At 73.2% G+C, this 19,459-nt stretch carries 21 protein-coding genes and 1 tRNA gene; 14 read left to right on the forward strand and 8 right to left on the reverse strand.

Annotated elements, in window-relative coordinates:
* Window positions 1-72 precede the first annotated feature (72 nt).
* Complete coding sequence (locus ACIPLC_RS02675; RefSeq protein WP_400470283.1) at window positions 73-825, forward strand: TetR/AcrR family transcriptional regulator; 753 nt, start codon at window positions 73-75, stop codon at window positions 823-825.
* 7 nt (window positions 826-832) lie between these two features.
* Here the strand turns inward: ACIPLC_RS02675 and ACIPLC_RS02680 are convergent, their stop codons facing one another.
* Window positions 833-1,606 carry an isocitrate lyase/phosphoenolpyruvate mutase family protein gene (locus ACIPLC_RS02680; protein WP_400470286.1) on the reverse strand — a complete coding sequence of 258 codons (774 nt, stop codon included), beginning with the start codon at window positions 1,604-1,606 and terminating at the stop codon, window positions 833-835.
* Window positions 1,603-1,764 carry a hypothetical protein gene (locus tag ACIPLC_RS02685; protein ID WP_400470289.1) on the reverse strand — a complete coding sequence of 54 codons (162 nt, stop codon included), beginning with the start codon at window positions 1,762-1,764 and terminating at the stop codon, window positions 1,603-1,605. Before ACIPLC_RS02685 ends, ACIPLC_RS02680 begins: the two co-directional genes overlap by 4 nt.
* Before the next feature lie 121 nt (window positions 1,765-1,885).
* Here ACIPLC_RS02685 and ACIPLC_RS02690 point away from each other — a divergent pair, with 121 nt between their 5' ends.
* Window positions 1,886-2,572 carry an ArsR/SmtB family transcription factor gene (locus ACIPLC_RS02690; protein ID WP_400470292.1) on the forward strand — a complete coding sequence of 229 codons (687 nt, stop codon included), beginning with the start codon at window positions 1,886-1,888 and terminating at the stop codon, window positions 2,570-2,572.
* Between the two features lie 45 nt (window positions 2,573-2,617).
* Here the strand turns inward: ACIPLC_RS02690 and ACIPLC_RS02695 are convergent, their stop codons facing one another.
* Complete coding sequence (locus tag ACIPLC_RS02695) at window positions 2,618-5,038, reverse strand: germacradienol/geosmin synthase (RefSeq protein WP_400470295.1); 2,421 nt, start codon at window positions 5,036-5,038, stop codon at window positions 2,618-2,620.
* A 440-nt stretch (window positions 5,039-5,478) separates the two neighbouring features.
* Between ACIPLC_RS02695 and ACIPLC_RS02700 the strand changes: the two genes are divergently transcribed.
* Window positions 5,479-6,114, forward strand: coding sequence for an HhH-GPD-type base excision DNA repair protein (locus ACIPLC_RS02700; protein WP_400470298.1), 636 nt, complete (start codon window positions 5,479-5,481; stop codon window positions 6,112-6,114).
* Between the two features lie 91 nt (window positions 6,115-6,205).
* Here the strand turns inward: ACIPLC_RS02700 and ACIPLC_RS02705 are convergent, their stop codons facing one another.
* Window positions 6,206-7,699, reverse strand: a complete 1,494-nt coding sequence (locus ACIPLC_RS02705) for an MFS transporter (RefSeq protein ID WP_400470301.1) — start codon at window positions 7,697-7,699, stop codon at window positions 6,206-6,208.
* Window positions 7,700-7,840: 141 nt separating this feature from the next.
* Between ACIPLC_RS02705 and ACIPLC_RS02710 the strand changes: the two genes are divergently transcribed.
* Window positions 7,841-8,806, forward strand: a complete 966-nt coding sequence (locus tag ACIPLC_RS02710; protein WP_400470303.1) for a helix-turn-helix transcriptional regulator — start codon at window positions 7,841-7,843, stop codon at window positions 8,804-8,806.
* Here ACIPLC_RS02710 and ACIPLC_RS02715 read toward each other — a convergent pair.
* Both ACIPLC_RS02715 and ACIPLC_RS02720 read right to left on the reverse strand, forming a co-directional pair.
* The gene (locus tag ACIPLC_RS02715) at window positions 8,803-9,684 is read right to left on the reverse strand and encodes a hypothetical protein (protein ID WP_400470306.1); all 882 of its coding nucleotides are present in this window, start codon (window positions 9,682-9,684) and stop codon (window positions 8,803-8,805) included. The genes ACIPLC_RS02710 and ACIPLC_RS02715 overlap by 4 nt on opposite strands.
* Window positions 9,685-9,689: 5 nt before the next feature.
* Entirely contained in the window at window positions 9,690-10,208 is a 519-nt protein-coding gene (locus ACIPLC_RS02720) for a YbhB/YbcL family Raf kinase inhibitor-like protein (protein WP_400470309.1), read from the reverse strand.
* Between the two features lie 239 nt (window positions 10,209-10,447).
* Between ACIPLC_RS02720 and ACIPLC_RS02725 the strand changes: the two genes are divergently transcribed.
* The gene (locus ACIPLC_RS02725) at window positions 10,448-11,614 is read left to right on the forward strand and encodes a hypothetical protein (protein ID WP_400470312.1); all 1,167 of its coding nucleotides are present in this window, start codon (window positions 10,448-10,450) and stop codon (window positions 11,612-11,614) included.
* A 20-nt stretch (window positions 11,615-11,634) separates the two neighbouring features.
* On the opposite strand, the gene ACIPLC_RS02730 is transcribed toward ACIPLC_RS02725, so the two are convergent.
* The gene (locus ACIPLC_RS02730) at window positions 11,635-13,191 is read right to left on the reverse strand and encodes a helicase HerA-like domain-containing protein (protein ID WP_400470315.1); all 1,557 of its coding nucleotides are present in this window, start codon (window positions 13,189-13,191) and stop codon (window positions 11,635-11,637) included.
* A 201-nt stretch (window positions 13,192-13,392) separates the two neighbouring features.
* On the opposite strand from ACIPLC_RS02730, the gene ACIPLC_RS02735 reads away from it, so the two are divergent.
* The gene (locus ACIPLC_RS02735) at window positions 13,393-13,689 is read left to right on the forward strand and encodes a type II toxin-antitoxin system VapB family antitoxin (protein WP_063348635.1); all 297 of its coding nucleotides are present in this window, start codon (window positions 13,393-13,395) and stop codon (window positions 13,687-13,689) included.
* Between the two features lie 253 nt (window positions 13,690-13,942).
* Complete coding sequence (locus ACIPLC_RS02740; RefSeq protein ID WP_400470318.1) at window positions 13,943-14,623, forward strand: LytR C-terminal domain-containing protein; 681 nt, start codon at window positions 13,943-13,945, stop codon at window positions 14,621-14,623.
* 74 nt (window positions 14,624-14,697) lie between these two features.
* Here ACIPLC_RS02740 and upp read toward each other — a convergent pair whose 3' ends face one another.
* Complete coding sequence (gene upp, locus ACIPLC_RS02745) at window positions 14,698-15,333, reverse strand: uracil phosphoribosyltransferase (protein ID WP_350876411.1); 636 nt, start codon at window positions 15,331-15,333, stop codon at window positions 14,698-14,700.
* A gap of 164 nt (window positions 15,334-15,497) precedes the next feature.
* On the opposite strand from upp, the gene ACIPLC_RS02750 reads away from it, so the two are divergent.
* From ACIPLC_RS02750 to ACIPLC_RS02780, 7 genes are all read left to right on the forward strand, one after another.
* A complete protein-coding gene (locus ACIPLC_RS02750; RefSeq protein WP_400470320.1) occupies window positions 15,498-15,734 on the forward strand; it encodes a hypothetical protein in 237 nt (78 codons plus the stop codon).
* Between the two features lie 288 nt (window positions 15,735-16,022).
* A complete protein-coding gene (locus ACIPLC_RS02755) occupies window positions 16,023-16,559 on the forward strand; it encodes a tRNA adenosine deaminase-associated protein (protein ID WP_400470323.1) in 537 nt (178 codons plus the stop codon).
* Between the two features lie 147 nt (window positions 16,560-16,706).
* A complete protein-coding gene (gene tadA / locus ACIPLC_RS02760) occupies window positions 16,707-17,138 on the forward strand; it encodes a tRNA adenosine(34) deaminase TadA (protein ID WP_400470636.1) in 432 nt (143 codons plus the stop codon).
* Window positions 17,139-17,231: 93 nt separating this feature from the next.
* A tRNA-Ser gene (locus ACIPLC_RS02765) sits at window positions 17,232-17,318 on the forward strand.
* A gap of 452 nt (window positions 17,319-17,770) precedes the next feature.
* A complete protein-coding gene (locus ACIPLC_RS02770; RefSeq protein ID WP_280673602.1) occupies window positions 17,771-17,935 on the forward strand; it encodes a hypothetical protein in 165 nt (54 codons plus the stop codon).
* A 92-nt stretch (window positions 17,936-18,027) separates the two neighbouring features.
* Complete coding sequence (locus tag ACIPLC_RS02775; protein WP_400470326.1) at window positions 18,028-18,321, forward strand: Dabb family protein; 294 nt, start codon at window positions 18,028-18,030, stop codon at window positions 18,319-18,321.
* A 366-nt stretch (window positions 18,322-18,687) separates the two neighbouring features.
* Complete coding sequence (locus ACIPLC_RS02780; protein ID WP_400470638.1) at window positions 18,688-19,443, forward strand: RNA polymerase sigma factor SigF; 756 nt, start codon at window positions 18,688-18,690, stop codon at window positions 19,441-19,443.
* Window positions 19,444-19,459 lie beyond the last annotated feature (16 nt).

Here is a 19,459-nt window from a genome sequence, read left to right on the forward strand (position 1 = left end):
GTGCGGTTCGGCTTATGCTGAACGGAACAGCCGAGCCGAGCACAGGCGGGCGAAGACCGAGAGGAGGGCCGGATGACGGCCAGGTCGAAGGGCGTGCCCGGGGCACCGTGGAGCCGCCCCGAGCGCCCCCGGCGCGAGCAGCCCGCGCTCAGCCGGACCCAGATCGTCGCGGAGGCCCTCGCCATCCTGGACGGCGACGGCATCGAGGCCCTGAGCATGCGCAAGCTCGGCGCCCGCCTCAACGCCGGCGCCACCTCGATGTACACCCACGTCGCCAACAAGGACGAGCTGCTCGCCCTGGTCGTCGACGAGGTGTTCGGCGAGATCCGGATCCTGGCGACCACCGACGCGGACCCGGCGGACTGGCGCACCACCATCGCCGAGTGCGCGGAGGGCGTCCGCCAGGTCGTCCTGCGCCACCCGTGGATGGTGTCGGTGATCGGCGACCTGGGGCTCGTCTACTTCGGGCCCAACTGGATGCGCCTCTCCGAGGCGATCCTCACCTTCCTGGAAGCGGCCGGCTTCACCCTGGTGGAGGCCAACGACGCGATGGGGGCCCTGTTCGGCTACGTCATCGGGACGGCCAGCGCGGAGGCCTCCTGGCTGAGCGCGCTGGCCCGGCAGGGCTGGGACGAGCAGGGCCGGATGGACGAACTCGTGCCCGCCGTCATCGAGGCATCCCGGGACTTCCCGCGCCTGCACCGCCTCTACACCACCGAGGTCCCCGGGGCGACCGACGGCGACCGCGACAGCAGCTTCACCAACGGCGTCCGGCTGATCCTGGCTGGCATCGAGGCCACCCGACAGGACCTGCCCGGCAGTTGACGACGCGTCATGTCATGCTCAGCGCCTGGACCTCGGCGTAGCCCGGCACCGGACCGACCGCGCCACCCGCACCGACGGCCGCCGCCGTGGCCACCGCCGCCGCCAGCGCGGAGCGGTACAGCAGCGAGCCGAGGCTGACCCGGGCCACCCCCAGCGCGGCAAGCTCGGCGAAGCCCGGGCCGGTCGGCGTCCAGAGGACGTTGAGCGGGGCGGCCAGCCGCTCGACCAGCGCCACGATGGCGGCCGGATCGGCCAGCCCCGGGACGAACACGCCGTCCGCGCCCGCCTGTTGGTAGGCCTCCAGGCGGCGGACCGTCTCCGGCCCGGGGTCGTGGCGCCCGGCCCAGCAGGTGTCGGTACGGGCGTTCACGAAGAGCTCCGGCGCGGCCGCCTTCACCGCCGCGATCTTCGCCGCATGGACGGCGGACGGCACCAGGGTGCCGTCCGCCCGGCCGTCCTCCAGGTTGATGCCGACCACCCCGGCCTGCGCCAACTCGACGACCAGGGCGGCGACTTCCTCAGGATCATCGCTGAACCCGGACTCGGCGTCCACGCTGAGCAGGAACCCGCCGCGGCCCAGCCGGCGGGCCAGCCGCACGGTCTCCGCGCGGGTGGCGGCCGCGCCGTCGGGCAGGCCGGCGGCGGCCGCCACGCCCAGGCTGGTGGTGCCGATCGCGGCGTAGCCCTCGGCGGCGAGGGCCACCGCCGAGGCGTGGTCCCAGGCGTTCGGCAGCAGCAGCGGGCGGCCGGGGCGGTGGTGCAGGGCGGCGAAGGGGGTCATCGGGTCACCTCCGGGGAGTGGTCGCCGACGGCGTCCGCGCAGAGCGCGGACCCGACGACGGGGTGGACGGGTCGGCGCAAGCTCCGGCCGGTGCCCGGCGAGTCGTCCGGGGCGGCGGTCACCTCGCCGCAGCGGGAGAACACCGTGGGATCGCTCATACCGGCCATCCTGGCTCCGGCTCGTTTCGGTCCGGGCCGAACCGTGCCGCCCCCGACCGCCACACCTCGCGCCGCCGACGTTTCGGCCCGCGCCGAACCGTGCCGGGGCGACCATGGAGGCATGTCGCTCGCCGCCTTCGCCGCCCTGCTCGCCGACCCCACCCGCGCCGCGTTCTGCACCGCGCTGCTGGACGGCCGCGCCTGGACGGCCGGCGAGCTGGCCCGGCACGCGGGCGTCGCGCCGTCCACGGCCAGCGAACACCTGTCGCGGCTGATCGCCGGCGGGCTGCTGGCCGAGGAGCGGCAGGGGCGGCACCGGTACGTCCGGCTGGCCACCCCGGGGGTCGCCACCCTGATCGAGGACCTCACCGCCTTCGCCGACCAGGGCGACCGGCCCACCCCGCACGGCCTGCGCGAGGCCACCCGGCAGAGCGCCGAGGCCCGCGCCCGCACCTGCTACGACCACCTGGCCGGCCGCCTCGGCGTGGCCGTCGCTGACGCGCTGCTCGCCCGCGGCCTGCTCACCGACGACGCCGGGCTCGCCGTCACCGGGCGCGGCCGGGCCTGGCTGGCCGCGCAGGCGATCGAGCTGCCCGAGCGGGCGGGCCGCCGGGGCGGGCGCCCGGTGGTGCGCAACTGCCTGGACTGGACGGAGCGCCGCAGCCATCTCGGCGGGGCGCTGGGCGCGGCGCTCTGCCGGACGGCGCTGGACCGGTCCTGGGTGGAGCGGATCGGCTCCGGCCGGGCCCTGCGGGTCACCCCGGACGGCGACCGCGCACTGCGCGAGCTGCTCGGCGTCGAACTCTGACCGATCGGGCCGCGCGGGTGCGCCGTGGGACGGTCCGCCCGCCGGTCAGCGCAGGCCCGCCACCCCGGCGGCCGGGGCCGCGCCGGCCAGCGGCGGGCGCAGCGAGGCCGTGCCCAGGCCGGTCGGGCCGACCGGGAAGGCGGCGGGTACAGCGGCCACCGGCAGTTCCCCGACCGACCCCGCCTTGAGCTCCCGCTCCGCGCCGAAGTGCCGCAGCAGGTCCTCCTCGCGGTACCGGCGGCAGTCCCGGTGCCAGCGCAGGATGCCCGCGAGCCAGTTCTCCAGCTCCCCCACGTACCCGTCCAGCAGCTCCCGCGCGTCCGCCCCCAGCGCGAAGTCGTCGTACAGGACGGGGAGTTCCTTCTCCGCGACGTGCTGGAACTGGTCCAGCCGGGAGTGCATCAGGTCGTCGACGATCCGGACCGCCGACGGGTAGTCGCAGTTGAAGAAGTTCTGCACCACCAGGACGGCGTTGTGCACCTCGCCCTCGTACTCGACCTCCTTCTGGTACGAGAACAGGTCGTTCATCATGCACGCGTAGTCCGCGGCCGAGTTCTCCAGCGAGCGCATCGAGCCGTGCTCGTACACCCCGGGCGGCACGACCTGCCCGTGGGCGAGCCGACACAGGCTCATGGTGAGGTCGGAGCCGAAGGTGGCGCGGCGCATCTCCAGGTAGTCCACCGGGTCCGGGATCCGGTTCTGCACCTGGTTGTCGAGCTCCCAGATCCAGCTCGCGGTCATGTCCTCGACGGTCTGGCGGAACTTCCGCCGGGCGTCGGCCGTCATCGGACCGGCGGTGCGCTCCCAGATGTCGGCGAGGCCGCGTTCCAGGGCGTTGGCGGGCTCGGGCGCGGGGCTGCCGTCCACCGGCATGAACAGCGGGAGCCGCTCGTTGGCGAGCTTGGCGCCGGCCAGGTCGCGAGTGCGGCCGAAGACCACCGGGTAGTAGTCGTCGGCCCAGGTGCCCCAGGCCAACCAGGCGGAGGAGATGTCGAGTTGGTCGGCGGTGGCGTCCGGGTGGATGCCGGCCGCGCAGAGCGGGAGGTCGTAGTCCCGCATGGACTCGGCGTCCCAGATGCCGGATCCGGGGATGCCGGGCTGCTCCGCCAGCAGGCCCATCCGCTCGGCCCACTCGATCACCCGGTCCCGCGCGCCGTCCAGGTGCGGGCTCAGCGCGGCCCCGAACGGCAGCTTGAACTCGGGCAGTTGGGACGGCCCGACGGCCTGGTACGGCACGTGGCTGTGCGACCGGGCCCGCCGGACGGCCGGTCCGACGCCGCCGGTGCCGCCGCCGGTGCCGACACCGCCCGAGCCGGCCGGGCCGGCCGCACCGCCCATCGCCCCGCTGCGCAGGATGTCCAGCGCCGAGGTGCCCACCCCACCGATCGCGAACGGGTCCCACCAGTTGCCGGCGCCGGGCAGCGCGCCGCCCGTTCCCGCCGCGACGCCGCCACCGCCCGAACCGGCCGCCGAACCACCGCCGTTCATGTACCGGCTGGAGCGCATGTGCCACTCGTGGCCGCCCGACTGCCAGTCCTGGAGGCCCTTGACGTACGCCAGCACCCGGGCACGGCCCTCGGGGGCGAGCCCGGTCTCGGCGAACAGCACGGGCAGTTCGGTGAACACGGTGTTCTCGAACTGCTGGAGCCGCGAGGTGAGCAGGTCGTTGACCGTCTCGGCGGCCTCCTGGGTGGAGCACTCCAGGAACTTCTCCAGCACCAGGATGCCGTTGCTCAGTTCGCCCTCGTCCTCCACCTCCCGCTGGTAGGAGAAGATGTCGTTGCGCAGGTGCACGCCGTCGGAGAAGGCGTCCATCAGCACCCGCAGCGCGCGCGAGCCGGAGACCTCCTTCGGGACCTCGGCGCCGGCCGCGTACTCGACCAGTTGGGCGGACCAGGGCGCGCCGCCCACCTTGCGGCGCATCTCGATGTACTCGACCGGGTTGGAGACCCGGCCGGCGTTGATGTTGGCGAGCTCCCAGAGCGACTCGTTGAGCAGGTTGCGGGTGCTCTCGGCGAAGCGGGCCCGCCAGTCCTCGCCCATCGCCGGCACGGTGCGCCGCCACAGGTCGGCCAGGCCCGCCTCGACCGGGTTCTCGGGCTCCGGCATCGGGGTGGCCGGGTCGGCCGGCATGAACAGCGACAGCCGGTCGAGGTGCGCCTTGCCGGCCTCGCGGTCGTTGGTGCGCTTGTACATGTCGAGGAAGTGGTCGTCGAAGAAGAAGACCCACACGTACCAGTCGGTGACCAGTGAGAGCACCTCGGCGGAGGCGTCGGGGTGGGTGTAGGCGCAGAGCAGGCCGTAGTCATGGGCATCCAGGTCGGCTTGGTCCCAGATGCCGGAACCCTCCAGCATGCCCATCTCCCGGGCCCAGACGGTGGAATGGGCCCGGGCCTCGTCCAGATGGGGGTTGAGGCGTGCCGGGTGCGGCACGTAGAAGGACGGCAGTTCGAACGGCTGGGTCACGGCGGGCGGGCCTTTCTGGACGCGTCGATTGGACCAAGAATGACCCGCCGGCAGGGTGCCGCACCGGCGCAACGGGAACAGTCATACAAGATGACTCACTTGCTCGAACCCGCGCCCGGACTTCCGCCCGCATGGGCACCGGAGCGGATCGCACGTACGGACCGGCCTCGGCCCCCCTGACCCACCCCCGAACACACAGCCGGGCAGGCCGGTGGCGGCAGGGCGAGCACCAGTGCCGGTGCGGGCAAAAAGTAGTCCGCCGATTCCCTCGACCACCGGAGCGGACACCCACGGCAACCGCTCCGCCAACGAACAAACCAGGCACGCCAAGGCCTGGAACTCCAAGACTTCCCCTGCTACGGGCGTGTTGACCGCCTCCGCCCCCGCCCGTCCACCAGACTGGGCGCCGACCCGACGTCAACTCCGAGGAGGGCAAGCCCATGAACGTCACCGTCCGGCTCGCACAGCAGCCCGAGGCCGACGAACTGCTCGGACGGAGTGCGCTGGCCGCGCTCGTCGGCATGCTGCTGGACCAACAGGTGCCGATGGAATGGGCGTTCACCGGTCCGCTGACCATCGCCCAGCGGCTCGGACGGGAGGACCTGGACGCCCGGGAGATCGCCGTGTACAACCCGGAGGAGTTCGTCGCCCTCCTGTCCTCGAAGCCCGCCGTGCACCGCTACCCGGCCGCGATGGCCAAACGGGTCCAGCAGCTCTGCCAGTTCCTGGTGGCGCAGTACGACGGCGACGCCGCCGCGCTGTGGAAGGACACCCGCACCGGCAAGGAACTGCTCAGCCGCCTCAACGCCCTGCCCGGTTTCGGCAAGCAGAAGTCGCAGATCTTCCTGGCCCTGCTCGGCAAGCAGTACGGCGTGCGGCCGGAGGGCTGGCGCGAGGCGGCCGGCGCGTACGGCGAGGAGGGCGCGCACCGCTCGGTCGCCGACATCACCGGACCGGAATCCCTCGACCTGGTCCGGGAGTTCAAGCAGGAGATGAAGCGCGCCGCGAAGGAGGCCAAGTCCGCGGCGAAGACCACCACCCGGACGACCGCCGTGAGTGCGGCCGGGGCGCGCTGAGAACCGATCGCCCCGACCGGCCCCGCCGGGAGCCGGGTGTACGCCGAGGGCCCCGGTCGCGCGGCGCGACCGGGGCCCTCGGCTGCGGCCGTCAGGCCAGGACGGGCTCCCGCTCCTCCGCCGCGTCCGCCGTCTCCGCCGCACCCGCGCCGCCCGGCGCGACCGCCTTGCGCCGCGGCAGCGCGAACATCAGCAGGAACACCACCAGCAGCGCCCCCGCGACCCACCACATCGCGTGGACGAACGCCCCGCCGAACGCGGTGCCCATCGCCTCCGGCGCGACCACGTCGTCCATCGCCCCGAAGAAGGCGACCGACACCAGCGCGAGCCCGAGCGCGTTCCCCATCTGCTGGACGGTGTTGATCAGCCCCGACGCCGAACCGGCGTGCGCGCGCGGCACCTCCGCCAGGATCGCGTCGGTGATCGGCGCGACGATCAGGCCCATCCCCAGGCCCATCACCACCAGCGGCAGCGCCATCTGCCAGGGCGCGATCGCCGTGCCGTACCGGTCCGCCTCCCAGATGTACGTCAGCACGCCCGCCGCCATCACCAGCGCGCCCGTCTGGAGCACCCGGCGCCCGAACCGGGGCACCAGCTTCTGCACGGACAGCCCGGCCGCGGCCGAGACGGCGAGCGAGAACGGGATGCCGGTGGACCCGGCCTTGAGCGGGCTCCAGCCGAGGCCCATCTGCATGTACAGCGTCCAGACCAGGAAGAAGATCCCGCAGACCACGCCGAAGGCCAGCTGCACCCCGATGCCGGCCGCGAAGCTCTTCACCCGGAACAGCGACAGCTCGACCAGCGGCGAGCCGTCCCGCCGCGTCTTGGCCTTCTCGTACGCCACGAACAACGCGAACACCGCCAGGCTGCCGACCATCGACAGGTAACCCCAGAGCGGCCAGCCGGCCTCCCGCCCGTGCGTCAGCGGGTAGATCAGCATCAGCAGGCCGACGCTCGCCAGCGCCACCCCGACCAGGTCCAGCTTGAGCGCCCGCTCGGCCTTCGACTCGTCGATGAAGCGCCGCCCGAGCAGCATCCCGACGATGCCGACCGGCAGGTTGATCAGGAAGATCGGGCGCCAGGCCAGGCCGAACAGGTCCCACTCGGTGAGCAGTGCGCCGATCAGCGGCCCGGAGACGGCGCCCAGCCCGACCACCGCGCCGAACATGCCGAACACCTTGCCGCGCTCCTCCGCCGGGAAGGTCGCGTGGATGATCGACAGCACCTGCGGCACCATCATGGCCGCCGTGCCGCCCTGCAGCACCCGCATCGCGACCAGCATCTCGGGTCCGGAGGCCAGGCCGCACAGCGCCGACGCCACGGTGAACCCGCCGATGCCGATCAGGAACAGCCGCTTGCGGCCGTAGATGTCGCCCAGCCGGCCGCCGGTGATCAGCCCGATCGCGAAGGCCAGCGCGTAGCCACCGGTGACCCACTGGATGGCGCTGAAGGAGGCGCCGGTGTCCTCCTGGATGCTGGGGATGGCGATGTTGACGATGGTGACGTCCACCAGGTCCATGAAGGAGGCGACCATCACGATCGCCAGCGCGATCCACCTCCGCCGGTCCGCGTCCGCGGTCTTCATTCGGTACTCCTCGCTCGTCCTGCTCGCACTGCTAGCACTGCTCGTCCCATGCGTCCCACTCGTCCTGCTCGTCGGCACATCCGCGAGACTACGGGGCATGTAGGTCAGATCCTGTCCCAGTCGTCCGGCATCCTGGACGGCATGACGGACACCCCCGCACGGCTGCTGAACCTGCTGTCCCTCCTGCAGACCCCGCGCGAGTGGCCCGGCAGCGAGCTGGCCGAGCGGCTCGGCGTCAGCCCCCGGACGATCCGGCGCGACATCGACCGGCTGCGCGACCTCGGCTACCCGGTGCAGGCCACCATGGGCGCGGTCGGCGGCTACCGGCTGGTCGCGGGGACGGCGATGCCGCCGCTGCTGCTGGACGACGAGGAGGCCGTCGCCATCGCGGTCGGGCTGCGGGCGGCGGCCGGGCACGCGGTGGTCGGCATCGAGGAGGCCTCGGTCCGTGCCCTCGGCAAACTGCTCCAGGTGCTGCCGGGCCGCCTGCGGCACCGGGTGGGCGCGCTCAACGCCGCCACCGTGCCGCTGCTCACCGGCGACGGCCCGACCGTCGACCCGGACGACCTCACCGTGCTCGCCGGCGCCGTCACCAACCGGGAGCGGCTGCGCTTCGCCTACCGGGCCGGCGACGGCGCCGAGACCAGGCGCAACGTCGAACCCGAACGGCTGGTCTCGGCCGGCCGCCGCTGGTACCTGGTGGGTTACGACCTGGACCGGGACGACTGGCGGCTCTTCCGCGTCGACCGGCTCAGCGAACCCCGGGCCACCGGCGCCCACTTCACCCCGCGCCCGCTCCCGGCCGAGGACGCCGCCGCGTACGTGGCGGGCAAGCTGCGCCGCCAGTCACCGGCCCGCGCCGTGGTCGCCACCGTGCACGCCCCGGCCGCGAACGTCCGGCGGCACTTCGCCCGGGGCGACTCCGAGATCGAGCCGATCGACGAGCACAGCTGCCGGCTGCGCTCCCGCACGGACTCCCTGGAGTGGACGGCGGTGCGGCTGCTGACGCTGGACTGCGAGTTCGAGGTGCACGAGCCGCCGGAGCTGATCACCCACCTGCGCACCCTGGCCGCCCGCGCCGACCGGGCCACGGGCGCGGCCGGTTAGACGTCGACCCGGTACCAGCCGTCCCCCGCACGGAACCACAGCGCGCCGTCCCGGCCGTGCGCCCGCTCCTGGTCGAGCGCGCCGGGCACGCTCAGCTGCCGGCGCCGGGTCTGCTTCCACTTCTTGCCGATCAGCTGGTGCCAGGTCAACTCGCCTCCGCTGGACAGGAAGACGCCCTGCCCACGGTGGATCGCGAAGCCGACCGGCAGCCGGACCGGGCACGGCACGGTGGTCGACGGCCCGTCGACCGCGTCGATCCGGGTGAGGTGGCTGGCCGACGGGCTCGGGTACCAGGCCAGCCAGGCGCTCCGCCCGTCGGTCGCGCCGGCCAGGCCCTCCAGCGGTTGGGACGGCAGCTTCTCCGGGCTCCACACCACCCGGCCCTTGCTGTCGGCGGCCCGCAGCCCGGAGACCGCCATCGGGTGGTCGCCGTAGATGCCCTCGTCCCCGTACGCCATCCAGATCCGGCCGTCCCGGTCGGTCACCAGCACCTGGACGTCGTCGCCGAGCGCGAGCTCCCGTTCGAGCGTCCCGTCCGCGCCGTACACGGCCGCGTTGGGCAGCCACTCCTCCCCGTCCTGCTCGGCCCGGTACCCGGCCAGCAGCACCCGGCCGCCCGGCAGCAGCCCGAGGTGGTCGGGCAAGCAGGAGACGCCGGACAGCGGCACCCGCCACTCCCCCTGCGGGGCGGCCACGACCACCTCGCCGTCGAACGGCAGCCGGACCGGCGGCCAGGATCCGGCCGGCGCCAGGTACTGCTCCGGCACCACCAGGACGGCCGGTTCCCCGGCCGGCCCGACCGTCCAGGCCACGGCCCGGCGGCCGGCCGACCGGTCCTCCTCGGACAGCCGCCAGACCTCGACCGGATCGTGGCCCACCGCGCTCAGACCCCGTACTCGGCGGTGAGCAGCGCCCGCCCCAGCGTGTGGAAGGTCAGGTGGAAGCCGATCTGGGCCGCCGGGGTGTCGGCGGAGACGTCCAGCTTCTCGACGTCCAGGGCGTGCACCGCGAAGACGTACCGGTGCGGGGTGCCGGGCGGCGGGGCGGCCCCGTCGTACCGGTGGCCGGGGAAGTCGTTGCGGCCGTGGAAGGAGGCCGCGCCGGGCAGGTCCTCGTCCGAGGAGCCGGCGCCGCGCGGCAGTTCGACGGTGTCGGCGGGCAGGTCGAGGGCGAGCCAGTGCCACCAGCCGGAGCCGGTGGGCGCGTCCGGGTCGTAGCAGGTGACGGCGACGCCCCGGGTGCCCTCGGGCAGGCCCGACCAGGCCAGCTGCGGCGAGAGGTTGCCCCCGGCGTGGCTGAACTCCCGGGCCAGCGTGCCGCCGTCGGTGACGTCCTGGCTGGTCAGCGGGAAGGACGGCACCTGCGGCAGGAAGTCGTACGGCAGCGGCGGGCGAGCGCTCATGGGGTGGTCACCTCTCAACGGGCCGTGGACGGCCCAGGGCTGAAGGACGCTGAAGGACACGGTCCGACTGACACGGTTCACTGTAGTGGGGGTGCCCGTCCGATCCGGCCGCCTCCGAGCCGGCCGTCCCCTTGTCCGGGCCCGGCCCGTTCAAACCGTTCAAACCGCCAGGTATAGACCAATCCGGCCCCTGCGGCTAGCGTGGGCAGCGCACCCGCCCCCAGCTCCGGAGCCGCGCCGTGGAGTCGTCCGTCCTCGCCTTCGCCACCGACCTGCTCGACGAGGGCGCCGACACCTTCTTCGGCAACCTCACCGACCGCGCCGGGGTCGGCGGCGTCACCCTCGCCTCGGTCTACCACGAGGCCCGGGACGTCTTCCCGCACAACCCCCGCCGGGTGATCCGCTACCTGGAGCCGGGCGCGGCGTACTTCCGCCCCGATCCGGCCCGCTGGCGGGGCCGCCGGCTCGCGCCCGTCCCCTCCACCGCGATCGGCGACCGCGACCCCTTCGCCGAGGCCGCCGCCGAGACCCGTCGCCGAGGGCTGAAGCTGCACGCCTGGACGGTGTTCTGCCACAACGACCGGCTCGGCTTCGCCCACCCCGACTGCGCCCCGGCCAACGCCTTCGGCGACCGCCACCTCACCGAGCTCTGCCCGGCCGACCCGGAGGTCCGGGAGTACGCGCGGACCCTGGTCACCGAGCTGGCCCGGTACGGCGTGGACGCGATCCGGGCCGAGTCCCTGCACTTCCACGGGCTGCGCCACGGCTACCACCACGAGCGCTACTTCGAGGAGCTGGGCGCGACCGCCGAGGCGCTGCTCGGCATCTGCTTCTGCACGCACTGCCGCGCCGCCGCCACCCGCGCGGGCGTCCCGGCGGAGGAGGTCGCGGAGGCCGTCCGCACCGAGCTGCGCCGCCGGCTGGCCGACGAGGCGGCCGCCGCCGAGCCCGCCGACCTGAGCGCGCTCGCGGACGGCGCCCTGGCCGCCTACCTGGACGCCGCCACCACCACCGTCACCACGCTGGCCGCCGAACTGGCCGAGGAGGCCCGGCGCCACGGCATGCGGCTGAGCTTCATGGACGGCGCAGGCCCGGGCAAGGGCTGGCTGTCCGGCATCGACCTGCCCGCGCTCGCCGAGGCGGCCGACCAGATCGAGACGCTCGGCTACGCGAAGACCCCGGAGGCCGTCCGGGAGAAGATCGCCGCGTTCGCCCTGCACGGCGTCCGCCCGCAGGACATGGCGGTGATCCTGCGCCCGATGGCCTCGGACTGCGACGGCCCGGAGAACCTCGCCGCCAAGATCGCCACCCTGCGCGAACTGGGCGTCCCCGAGGTCGAGTTCTACAACTACGGCCTGATGCGGCTGTCCTCGCTGGACCGGATCGGCGCCGCCCTGGCCGGCTGAACGCCGACGGACCGGCCCCGCTAGCGCCGCCGCTTGGACGTCCCGAACAGGCTGCGCGAGATCTCCTGCCCGAGCTGCTTCCCGGCCGAACGCGCCAGGGACTTCACCGTCGGGTTGCTGAGCAGCGAGCCGAGCAGCCCGCCCGCCCCCTTCGGCTCCTCCCGCCGCGGGGCGGGCTCCCGCTCCTTCGGCGCCCCGGCCGGTACGGCGGCCTCCGGCCGGGCCGCCCGCGCCGCCAGCTTCTCGTACGCCGACTCCCGGTCGATCGCGTCCCGGTAGCGCGCCGTCAGCGGCGAGGCGTCGACGACGGCCCGCAGCGCGCCCGCCTCGATCGGCCCCATCAGGGACTGCGGCGCCCGCAGCCGGGTGGCCGCGACCGGCGTCGGCGCGCCCTTCTCGGAGAGCACGGTCACCACGGCCTCGCCGGTGCCGAGCGAGGTGAGCACCGCGCCGAGGTCGTAGGAGGAGCGCGGGAAGGTCGAGACGGTGGCCTTGAGCGCCTTGGCGTCGTCCGGGGTGAAGGCGCGCAGCGCGTGCTGCACCCGGTTGCCCAACTGCGCGAGCACGTCGGCCGGGACGTCGCGCGGGGTCTGGGTGACGAAGAAGATGCCCACGGCCTTCGAGCGGATCAGCCGGACGGTCTGGGTGATGGCCTCCAGGAAGGCCTTGGAGGCGCCCTTGAACAGCAGGTGCGCCTCGTCGAAGAAGAACACCAGCTTGGGCTTGTCCAGGTCGCCGACCTCGGGCAGTTCCTGGTAGAGGTCGGCGAGCAGCCACATCAGGAAGGTGGAGAACAGCCGCGGCCGGTCCTGGACGGCGGGCAGTTCCAGCACCGAGACGACGCCCCGGCCGTCCGGGGCGGTCCGCAGCAGTTCGGCCGTGTCGAACTCGGGCTCGCCGAAGAACGCCCCGGCGCCCTCGTTCTCCAGCACGGTGAGCGCGCGCAGGATCACCCCGGCGGTGGCCGACGAGAGGCCGCCGATGGTCCTCAGCTCCTCCTTGCCCTCGGGCGAGGCGAGGAAGGCGATGACGGCGGTGAGGTCCTTGAGGTCGTACAGCTCCAGGCCCTTGGTGTCGGCGTAGTGGAACACCAGGCTGAGCGAGGACTCCTGGGTCTCGTTCAGGTCGAGCACCTTGGCGAGCAGCAGCGGCCCGAAGCTGGTGACGGTGGCGCGGATCGGGATCCCGGCGCCCTGGCCGCCGAGCGAGTAGAACTCGACCGGGCAGCCCCGCGGGGTCCACTGCTGCCCGACCTCGGCCGCGCGGGCGGCGGTGCGCTCGCTCGGCGCGCCGGGCGCGGCGACGCCGGAGACGTCCCCCTTGACGTCGGCGAGGAACACCGGCACGCCCTGGGCGGAGAGCTGTTCGGCGATCAGCTGGAGGGTCTTGGTCTTGCCGGTGCCGGTGGCGCCGGCGACCAGCCCGTGCCGGTTGAGCACGCCGAGCGGGATGCGCACCTGGGCGTCCGGGTAGGCGGTGCCGTCCAGCAGCACCGCGCCGAGGTCGAGGGCGGGCCCGGTGAAGGCGTACCCGTCGGCGATCTCCCGGACGGCCGGCGGGGTGAGGGCGGAGGACATCGGGGCACTCTCCTGGGCGGGGCGGGAGGCTGGGCGGGCCCGGAACCCGGTCCCGGGCAGTCCGTGGCCCGATCGGAACCGGGCGATGTTCGCGACATTTCCCATCAAACAGCCGCAATCGTCCTCCCGCAGCTCACACCCGAGCGCGTGGCGGCGTCGCGGCGGCTGCGCCATCCGCCGCCCAAACGGTAGGCTTTCCGTGTGATCTTCAAGCGCATCGGCAATGGGCGGCCGTACCCGGATCACGGCCGGACGAGCACCCGCCAGTGGGCTGACGTCGCCCCACGCCCGGTGCGGCTCGACCAGCTGGTGACCACCAAGGGGCAACTGGACCTCGAAACCCTGCTCGCCGAGGACTCGACCTTCTACGGGGACCTCTTCGCCCACGTGGTGAAGTGGCGTGGCGACCTCTACCTGGAGGACGGCCTGCACCGGGCCGTGCGGGCCGCGTTGCAGCAGCGCCAGGTGCTGCACGCCCGGGTCCTCGAAATGGAGTGACGATCCCTCTGCACGGGCTCCCGGACCGCCCCCTCGCCAGTCGGCGGAGGGCGGTCCGCGCGTACCCGAGTACCTCCTTTCGGGTACCGGCGTACTCCAGATGATGATCATTTAGTACCTTCCCGACCGGACGGCACTACGCTGCTGACTACGGCCGCGACCAGGGGATCCACCCGCACCACGGGATCCACCCGCACCAGCCGATCCGTCATCCCGACCCCGCCCTGGCACGAGGGGGAGACAAACCGTGAGCATGTTGACTCCCCAAGGCCTCAAGGGGAAGCAGTACCGCGTCACCGGCACCGCCTATCCACGACTCGGCCGGCCCCCGAGGAAGAGCCGCAAGGTGATCGCCGGGCTCGCGGCCCTGCTCGCCCTGGCCCTGATCGGCCTCGGCGGCGTGCAGCTCTACGACATCTTCAGCGGGAAGAACAAGAACTCCTCCGCCCAGGCCTGCGCGACCCCGTCGGGCAAGCCGCTGGCCGCCCCCACCGCGGGCGCCACGCCCGGCGCGCCCGCCGCCTCCGGTGCCCCCGCCGCCCAGGGCGACCCGCACGCGATCCCGCAGCCGTCCGGCGTCACGGTGAACGTCTACAACGCCACCACCAAGGGCGGCCTGGCCGGCCGGACCGCCGAGGAGCTCAAGAAGCGCGGCTTCACGATCGGCAAGGTCGGCAACGCCCCGGCCGAACTGGACAAGAAGGTGCCCGGCACCGCCCAGGTGATCGCCGGCCCGGCCGGCGCCGGCGCCGCCACCCTGCTCAGCTCGCAGATCGCCGGGGCCACCGCCACCGCCGACGCCCGCGCCGACGGCACCGTGGACTTCGTGATCGGCGACAGCTACAACGCCCTGCTGGACGAGACCCAGGCGGCCGCCGCCCTGGCCCTCGCGACCAAGCCGACCCCCGCCCCGACCGCCACCGGCAGCTGCTGAGGCTGGTCGTCCCGCGCAACAGGAGAGCCCCCCGGCACCGCGCCGGGGGGCTCTCGTCCGTTCGGGGGATCCGCTCAGCCGGCGGTGCCGTACAGGCGGTCGCCCGCATCGCCGAGGCCGGGCACGATGTAGCCGTTCTCGTTGAGCCGCTCGTCCAGGGCGGCGGTGACCACGGTGACCGGCAAGCCGGCCAGCTCGCGCTTCATCACCTCGACGCCCTCGGGCGCGGCCAGCAGGACCACGGCGGTGACGTCGGTGGCGCCGCGCTCGATCAGCATCTTGATCGCCGCGACGAGGGTGCCGCCAGTGGCCAGCATCGGGTCGAGCACGTAGACCTGGCGGCCGGAGAGGTCGTCCGGCATCCGGGTGGCGTAGGTGGAGGCCTCCAGGGTCTCCTCGTTGCGCACCATGCCGAGGAAGCCCACCTCGGCGGTCGGCAGCAGCCGGGTCATCCCGTCCAGCATGCCGAGACCGGCGCGCAGGATCGGCACGACCAGCGGGCGGGGGTAGCTGAGGCGGGTGCCGAGCGTGACCGCCACGGGGGTGGTGATCTCCACCTCGTCGGTGCGGACGTCCCGGGTGGCCTCGTAGGCGAGGAGGGTCACCAGCTCGTCGGTCAGGCGACGGAAGGTCGGCGAGTCGGTGCGCTCGTCGCGCAGGGTGGAGAGCTTGTGGGCCACCAGGGGGTGGTCGACGACGTGGAGACGCATGTGTCGAGGTTAGCCCGGGTCTGCACGCCTGTACGACTCGCCGCGTGGCGGCCGCGCCGTCGGCGGGGTTCACCGCGCCGTGACGCGCCGTGACGCCCCGCGAATGTCCGGACGGAAGCGCCTCCTGTGGTATCAACCGGGCTGATCTGGGAATGTCACGTCTTATGACGAGCAACCCGAACGCCGGGGACGGCTCGGCGGACGAGCCCGCAGGCCGGTCGGGCGATCGCCCCGGCCCGCCGCAGGACCCCCCGGAGACCGAGGCGGACCGCCGCAAGCGGCGGGCCGTCTTCCTCCGCGAGCTCACCGAGGCCCGCGAGCTCCGGGAGCGGGTCCAGCCCCGACGGACCAAGGAACGGCGGATGCGCGAGGCCATGCGGATGCGAACCTTCCGGATCTGACAAGGATCCGAAGCGGTTCCGGCGCGGCTCCCCCCGCAGCCCCGCGGACCGGCCGGCCCGGATCCAACGGGCCCCGGGCGCCGCCGGCGCTTCACCGGCCGCCGGCCAGCCCTTCCGACACGACCTGCAAAGACGCGCTGCCGAACACCCCCCGCAAGGGCGGGCTTTCTGTCACGATTCCGATGGGACGGTCCGAACGAGCGGACCGCCTCTGGCGCGGGGGCGGCCAGATTTTCGCGTTGCCCGAGCGCGCCGACAGCCGAGACCGAGATCTTGGGAGTGTCCCTGGTGGCGTACTTCGCTGCAGTGCTTGCTCGCACCGAGGACGGGTGGGATGTGAGCGAGACGGAGCTCGACGACGTCGAAACCCTCGCCGACCTGACCGACCTGGCCCGCGACTCCACGCAGGACGACGACAGCGTCCTGATCTTCATCGAACAGGAGGACGCCTGGTTCGCCATCGTCCGGGTGGACGGCGAGGAGGACCCGCGGATCTTCGTGTCCGACGGCGCCGCCGCCGCCCGCAGCTCCTACGGCTCCGTCCTCACCGACGAACTGGTCGACCAGGCCGGTGAGAGCGAGTTCGGCGACCTGGACCACCTGGTCGTCGAGCTGGAGGAGAACGAGGAGGCGGAGGAGCAGGACGAGGACGCCCGCGCCGGCGTCCCGGTCGGCCCGCTCGGCGACGCCCACCTGCTCACCGAGTTCGGCCTCGCCGCCGAGGAGCTGCTCGCCCTCAGCGGCGAGGGCGCCGTCCCGGGCGACGCCCTGGAGGAGATCGCCGAGGCCCTCGGCTGCGGCGAGGTCCTGGAGGCGGTCCGGTAGCGGTCGGTGACCAGGCCGGTGCCCGCCGCCGGATACCCGACACTGGATGCCATGCAGTCCGCATCCGCCCCGCAGGCCGTCCCCCGCATCGCCCCCCTGTCCGCCCCCGTCCGCCCCGACCCGGTCCGCGACCGCTGGGCGGCGCCGATGCGCCTCGCCATCGCCGAGGCCGCCCTGGCGCCGGCCACCGGGGACGTCCCGGTCGGGGCGCTCGTCCTGGGCCCGGACGGCGAGGTGATCGGACGCGGCCACAACGAGCGCGAGGCGGTCGGCGACCCGACCGCGCACGCCGAGGTGGTCGCGATCCGGCAGGCGGCTCAGCGGCTCGGGGAGTGGCGGCTCAGCGGCTGCACCCTGATCGTCACCCTGGAGCCCTGCACGATGTGCGCCGGCGCCCTCGTGCTGTCCCGGATCGACCGAGTGGTCTACGGCGCCCTCGACGAGAAGGCCGGCGCGGCCGGCTCGCTCTTCGACGTGATGCGCGACCGCCGGCTCAACCACCGCCCCGAGGTGGTCTGGGGCGTCCTCGCCGACGAGTGCGGCGAGCAGCTGCGCGAGTTCTTCGAGTCCCACCGCTGACTTCCGGTGCCGACTTCCGGTGCCGACTCCCCCGCCGGCCGCCCGGCCATATGGATTTCGTGACCGCGCCACCCGTCCGGTAGAGTTCCCCTCGGTAGCGTGTCCGAGCGGCCAAAGGAGCACGCCTCGAAAGCGTGTGTGGGGGCAACTCCACCGTGGGTTCGAATCCCACCGCTACCGCTGGAAAGCCCGAGGGCCCGTCCGATCCGGACGGGCCCTCGGCGTTTCCGCGCACCCTCGAACGCGAAAAGGGCTCCGTACTCCGGGCTGATGACCACCAACGCCCGGAGGGTACGGAGCCTGGAAAGGGGGAGCGGCTCGGGGGGACTGACCGCTCCCCCGGCGGAGTCCCACAACCGGCGCCGCGTCGGGGGGAAGCCGCGGCGCCCGGTCCCACAGCGGGGAACTCCGGATCCACGCACCGGGGATTCCTGCCAGATCCTCGGTACGTCTTCCATCCTGCCGCCCGGGCCCCTTCCGGGCACCCGGAGAAAGGCCCCACTCCCGGGGACCTTCGTCCCGCCCGGCGAACGCGTCGCACACTTGATAGCCCGTCCGGTGGATAAGCTGCTTCCGCAGGGCCGCTCGGGGACCCGGATGGCGGCGGCCCACAGCAGGGAGGAAGGTACTCGATGGCGCAGGCGAAAAAGATCGGCATGGTCCTCCTGCTCATCTTCGTCCTCTACTCGATCATCAGCTCGCCGGCCCGCTCCGCCCAGCTCGTCCAACTGGGCTTCGAGGGCATCTCGAACGCGGCCAAGGCGGTCGGCACCTTCATGACCGGACTGATCAAATGACCCGTCCCGTCACGTAGGGCCCGTTCTGCCGCCCCGGCGCACCGGCTACGGTGGGCGGGACCCTCTGTCCCCGTCCGCGAGGAGCGGCAATCGTGATCCGGCACCTGGTCCTGTTCAAGCTCAACGACGGCGTCGGCAAGGACGACGAGCGCGCGCTCGCCGGCGCCAAGGCGTTCGCCGAGCTGGGTTCACTGATCCCCGAGCTGCGCGAGTGGGAGTGCGGCTGGAACACCACCGAGCGGGACATCGCCCACGACTACGCGATCAACAGCCTGGTCGAGGACCGCGACGCCCTGCAGGCGTACCTGACCCACCCGGCCCATCAGGCCGCGGCCGGTCAGTGGCGCGAATTCGCCACCTGGGTGATCGCCGACATCGAGGTCTGACCCCCGAGGCAGCCGAGGCCCGTCCCCCGGACGGCCCGCCGCGCCCCGTCCGGCCACCGGACGGGGCACCTTGCTCCGTCCCGGAACGATCCTTGCGGCACCTGGACGGGAGGCCCGGTGAAGCCCCCATGCCGCACCAACACACCTCCATCGGGTGCTTGCCCGACCTGCGCCCGCCTTGTGATGCTATGACCGGTTTTGCCGGACATGGCGAGGTGGTGAACCAGCCGCGACACCCGATCCGCAGGGCCCTTCGTTATCGACTGAGGGAGGGGTGACGTGTCCGACGAGGTACTGGCGGCGATCATCAGCCCGGCCGGCGAACTCCGCCCGGACAGCCTGCGCGGCCCCGGCGGCCGCCCCGCGATGGACGTCCGGACGCTGACCCGGGTGCTGTTCGAACGGCTCGCGGAGCTTCCCCCGGGCGCCCCCGAGCGGGAGCGGGTCCGAGCCGCCCTGATCGAGGTGAACATCCCGCTGGTCCGCTACGCGGCCACCCGCTTCCGCAGCCGCAGCGAGCCGATGGAGGACGTCGTCCAGGTCGGCACCATCGGTCTGATCAACGCGATCGACCGCTTCGACCCCACCCGCGGCGTCCAGTTCCCCACCTACGCGCTGCCGACCATCCTCGGCGAGATCAAGCGCTACTTCCGGGACAACGTCCGCACCATGCACGTCCCGCGCCGGCTCCAGGAGCTGTGGGTCCAGGTCAGCGGCGCGATGGAGGAGCTGACGGTGCTGCACGGCCGGGCCCCCAAGGTGCCGGAGATCGCCGCCAGCCTGCGGATCCCCGAGGAGGACGTCCGGGCCTGCCTGGACGCCGGGCGGGCCTACAACGCGGCCTCGCTGGAGGCGGCGCAGGAGCACGAGGGCGGGCTCGCCCTGCTCGACCGGCTCGGCTACGAGGACTCCGCGCTGGCCGAGGTCGAGCACCGGGACATGGTCCGCCACCTGCTGGTCCAGCTGCCCGAGCGGGAGCGGCGGATCGTGATGCTGCGGTTCTTCGCCAACCTGACCCAGTCGCAGATCAGCACCGAGCTGGGGATGTCCCAGATGCACGTCTCACGGCTGCTCTCACGCATTCTGACGAGGCTTCGGACCGGCAACTCCTGGGAAGACTGAGATTGCAGCGCGTTAC

Origin of the sequence: Kitasatospora sp. NPDC086801, assembly GCF_044745805.1 — a bacterium.
In the GTDB taxonomy this organism is placed as follows: Bacteria; Actinomycetota; Actinomycetes; order Streptomycetales; family Streptomycetaceae; genus Kitasatospora.

What these genes read in the sequence shown, in the direction of transcription:
- ACIPLC_RS02675 (WP_400470283.1), top strand. Translation starts at nt 73, where the DNA reads ATGACGGCCAGGTCGAAGGGCGTGCCCGGGGCACCGTGGAGCCGCCCC.
- ACIPLC_RS02680 (WP_400470286.1), bottom strand. Translation starts at nt 1,606, where the DNA reads ATGACCCCCTTCGCCGCCCTGCACCACCGCCCCGGCCGCCCGCTGCTG.
- ACIPLC_RS02685 (WP_400470289.1), bottom strand. Translation starts at nt 1,764, where the DNA reads ATGAGCGATCCCACGGTGTTCTCCCGCTGCGGCGAGGTGACCGCCGCC.
- ACIPLC_RS02690 (WP_400470292.1), top strand. Translation starts at nt 1,886, where the DNA reads ATGTCGCTCGCCGCCTTCGCCGCCCTGCTCGCCGACCCCACCCGCGCC.
- ACIPLC_RS02700 (WP_400470298.1), top strand. Translation starts at nt 5,479, where the DNA reads ATGAACGTCACCGTCCGGCTCGCACAGCAGCCCGAGGCCGACGAACTG.
- ACIPLC_RS02705 (WP_400470301.1), bottom strand. Translation starts at nt 7,699, where the DNA reads ATGAAGACCGCGGACGCGGACCGGCGGAGGTGGATCGCGCTGGCGATC.
- ACIPLC_RS02710 (WP_400470303.1), top strand. Translation starts at nt 7,841, where the DNA reads ATGACGGACACCCCCGCACGGCTGCTGAACCTGCTGTCCCTCCTGCAG.
- ACIPLC_RS02720 (WP_400470309.1), bottom strand. Translation starts at nt 10,208, where the DNA reads ATGAGCGCTCGCCCGCCGCTGCCGTACGACTTCCTGCCGCAGGTGCCG.
- ACIPLC_RS02730 (WP_400470315.1), bottom strand. Translation starts at nt 13,191, where the DNA reads ATGTCCTCCGCCCTCACCCCGCCGGCCGTCCGGGAGATCGCCGACGGG.
- ACIPLC_RS02740 (WP_400470318.1), top strand. Translation starts at nt 13,943, where the DNA reads ATGTTGACTCCCCAAGGCCTCAAGGGGAAGCAGTACCGCGTCACCGGC.
- upp (WP_350876411.1), bottom strand. Translation starts at nt 15,333, where the DNA reads ATGCGTCTCCACGTCGTCGACCACCCCCTGGTGGCCCACAAGCTCTCC.
- ACIPLC_RS02750 (WP_400470320.1), top strand. Translation starts at nt 15,498, where the DNA reads ATGACGAGCAACCCGAACGCCGGGGACGGCTCGGCGGACGAGCCCGCA.
- tadA (WP_400470636.1), top strand. Translation starts at nt 16,707, where the DNA reads ATGCGCCTCGCCATCGCCGAGGCCGCCCTGGCGCCGGCCACCGGGGAC.
- ACIPLC_RS02770 (WP_280673602.1), top strand. Translation starts at nt 17,771, where the DNA reads ATGGCGCAGGCGAAAAAGATCGGCATGGTCCTCCTGCTCATCTTCGTC.
- ACIPLC_RS02780 (WP_400470638.1), top strand. Translation starts at nt 18,688, where the DNA reads ATGGACGTCCGGACGCTGACCCGGGTGCTGTTCGAACGGCTCGCGGAG.